Origin of the sequence: Flavobacterium sp. Sd200 (assembly GCF_009826935.1) — a bacterium.
Taxonomy (GTDB): Bacteria; Bacteroidota; Bacteroidia; order Flavobacteriales; family Flavobacteriaceae; genus Flavobacterium.
Genome location: NZ_WUMN01000019.1, coordinates 1 through 3745, shown reverse-complemented (window position 1 = coordinate 3745; position 3745 = coordinate 1). Strand labels below are relative to the sequence as shown.

Sequence of the window (3745 nt, the reverse complement as noted above, 5' to 3'; positions counted from 1 at the left end):
CGTTGCCACAATGGTATGCGTACCCGGAGCGGCGGTAAAGCTTGTGCTTGCCTGTGGTGTTCCACCATCAAGAGAGTATATAATGCCTGTCCCTGTTGGGGCAGTTATGGTAATTGTTGCTTGATTTGTTGCACAGCTTGTAGTGCCAACAGTTGCAACAATAGGGTTTAACGGTGTTGGTTGCGCCACTACTATGCTGTTGTTAGTTACTGAACAGCTACCTAATGTTGCCACAATGGTATGTGTACCCGGAGCAGCCGTAAAGCTTGTGCTTGCCTGTGGTGTTCCTCCGTCAAGGGAGTACATAATACCTGTTCCTGTTGGAGCGGTTACGGTAATGGTTGCACTATTTGTTACACAGCTTGTAGTGCCAACCGTTGCAATTAGTGGATTAAGTGGTGTAGGTTGCGCCACTACTATGTTGTTGTTGGTTACTGAACAGCTACCTAACGTTGCCACAATGGTATGCGTACCCGGAGCAACTGTAAAGCTTGTGCTTGCCTGTGGTGTTCCACCATCAAGAGAGTACATAATGCCTGTCCCTGTTGGGGCAGTTATGGTAATTGTTGCTTGATTTGTGGCACAGCTTGTAGTGCCAACCGTTGCAATAACTGGACTTAAAGCTGAGCCCGGAGCTACTGTAACATTAGTATCTGTCACACTGCATCCCCCAGAACTGGCTACAATTGTGTGTGTGCCCGGAGCAGCCGTAAAGTTTGTGCTTGTTTGTGGTGTTCCTCCATCTAACGTATAAGTAATACCTGTTCCTGTTGGTGCTGTTATGGTAATTGTTGCCTGATTTGTAGCACAGTCTGTAGAGCCAACAGTTGCAACAAGAGGAGCTAAGCCTCCCGGAGGAACTGTTACTGAACCTGTTGAAGTACATGCACCAAAGCTAACGGTAATAGAGTAGGTGCCGGGAGCAACCGAACTGAATACATTTGAGTTTTGCGAAGGCCTTGATCCTAAAGTAAATGTTATACCTGTGGCTGGAGCAGTATTAATACTTACCGTAGCGGTATTGGTAGAACAGTCTGTTGGAGAAAGGGTAGTGGTTACACCCGGTCCTGCCGAAAGGATCTCTATCTGTGCTGCGTTAGTGTTTATCTCAAATGTTGTCGAATTGATGCTGCAGTAATACTGGCTTCCATCAAAGCTTTGGTTGGCATTAATGGTCAGTGTTCCTGTTGTAGCCCCGGAATAAGTACTGTTGTTGGTTACATTTATCCATGCACCGGCGGCATCTAATACTTTCCATTGATAGGTTAACCCTGTGCCGGTTGAGACTGCTGCGGTTAAGCTTACTGAAGTATTATCGCAAATATTCTGGCTTTGGGGGTGTGTTATGGTAACCTGATCATTTAATGGTGTAACGTCGTGCGAGCCAAGAAAGTCGCATCTTTCTGTGCCATATAAATCCCAGTCTAGAGGATCAAAATTTATTTTTGGCGCACGTGCATTGGGCTTTCGTACAAGACTATAGCCCCTTCCGCCAAGGTCGCTGGTTCCGGCACGTATCTCGGCGTTATCAATAATATCATTATCTTTTAGAAGCTCAAACTCGTCGTTTGCATTGATACCGTTAGTTAAAGGAAAATCACTGGTAACACCCGGACAGATCGAGCCAATACTAAGACCTACGATAAATGTGCGGCCGGGATTTATTGTACCTGTTAAGCTCATGTCATAGCTTGGGGTTTGATCGCCAATATCACCATACCTTAAAAGTCTGTAGCGGCCATCAAGTACTACAGGCTGAGTTGTAGGATTATAAAGCTCAATTGCTCCTGGTACACCACTATATGCATCATAAATTTCTGAAATATAAATGTCGGGATTCCTGAAGTTTGAATCTATGAGGGTAAAAGTACCTGGGGGAGCTCCCGCACCGGTACATCCGTTGGAGGTTACGCTTAGTTCTCCCGCCGTAACACCAAGTGGAACGGTTGCTTTCAGTTCTGTATCAGATATTACAGTAAAGGCTGTTGCCGGCACGCCGTCAAAGGCTACGGATGTGGTATTGGTAAAATTGCTTCCGTAAAAAGTAACCACTGTATTTACAGGCCCGCTTACCGGATCTATACGGTTAATAATCGCACCGTTACAGTTAGAAGTTACAGTACCGTAAAGTGTGAAATCGTCTATTCTGAAGTTTCCTCCTGAGGCATTAGATAATGTAAGTTGTACAGTTACCGTGCCTGTTAAGCCATTTAGCGGAGTTATACTTGTATTGCCTGTACTGCTTCCGGGAACTGTTACTAAATCGCTGTCTACAACTGTTCCGTTTATAGACATCTCCCAGTTTTGAGGTCCGGAGCTACTTCGCCTTGTCCAAAAACTGTAGGCGTTTATATTTGCCTGGAAACCGCTCGCAACATTAAACGTAAGAGTTATGGTGTTTGTGCCTGCTGCCGTACTAAATTGCAGTGCCTGACCCGTAGCACCCGTATTGCTTGTCCATGGACCGGCACTATTTGTCCAGGATGATCCTGAGAGGTTAGGGTTAAGCACAGTAGGTGCTACAGAATATGCTGCCGGAGCATTTATAGTCGTTGTGCCAAAATTATGCTGATAAATTTGGGCAGCCGTTTGTTGCGAAATTAGCAGCGCAAAAAAAAAGAGCAGCACTATTACTGGTGTACCCTGTCTTTTGTTTTTTTCAAACATCCGATAAAATTTTAAGATGGTTTTAACAGGCCGAAGTTATGCGTATTTGTACGTAATCCTGTTTTTAAATAGTTATATAACAATTAGTTAATTGTGTTTTGAATGTTAACTTTGTTAATAAAAAGTAAAGCCGCCCTATGGGCGGCTTTACAAAAAATCTATTTTAGTTTTCCTGTCGGTTAATATAAACCCATCCGGTTTTCGATTCGCTTTCGGTTTGTACTACATAATAGTATGTCCCGGTTGGCAGGTCATTCCCGTCTTTATGTTGGCCGTGCCATTCGTCAGTATAATTACTTCTGCTGTAAACTTCCATACCATATCGGTTAAATATGCTAAGGTGCGTTACTCTCATTCCGGTAAGGTTAAAGCTATCGTTCTTACTGTCGTTGTTAGGAGAAATACCTTTTGGTATGTCGCAGAAGATGCCTTGTACATTATAAATTGCTGTTTCGCTGCAACCGCCCGGTACAATAACGGTTATTTCAAGATCTATAGGAAAATCGTTTGTTGTAAGGCCGTTGGCTTGTGCATATTGCTTTACATTTAAAATATTATCGTTTCCAATGACTGCTGGCTCTCCTGATATCCTCCATTCAAAAGTAGCGGTGTTTACATCGAATGAATTAGCAAGAGGCAATACTTCGACTATATAATTTCTTCCATATACGGTTTCTCTACATTCCTGTATGCCTGTAATTTGAGGCTTAGCTAACGGAAGTATTGTTATAGTTCCTGTAACCGGAGGGCATGTTCCGTTGGTATCGGTAATGGTTATGGTATGTGGTGTTGATGAAGCCGCCACCCCATTGAATACGTTCGAAGCCTGTGGCGCACCGCCATCGATGCTGTACGTTATGCCTGTTGCAGGCAAAGTAGAGGTTATGGTAACTGTTGCGGTTTGTGTAGCACAGTCGGTTGCGGTAGCCGAGGCTATAACTGTTGGCAATGTTGCTCCGGGAGCTACGGTTATGCTTCCAGTAACAGGAGGGCATGTTCCGTTGGTATCGGTAACGGTTATGGAGTGTGGTGTTGAAGAGGCTGCCACGCCATTAAATATGTTCGAAGCCTGTGGCGT

General features: G+C 44.3%; 2 protein-coding genes. Both read right to left on the bottom strand.

What is annotated here, in order from left to right:
- A partial coding sequence (locus GR160_RS19145) for a hypothetical protein (RefSeq protein ID WP_160751507.1) occupies positions 1-2667 on the bottom strand: 2667 nt, incomplete at its 3' end.
- Positions 2668-2830: 163 nt separating this feature from the next.
- Positions 2831-3745, bottom strand: a 915-nt coding sequence (locus GR160_RS19140) for a gliding motility-associated C-terminal domain-containing protein (protein WP_160751506.1), incomplete at its 5' end; no start/stop codon positions are given.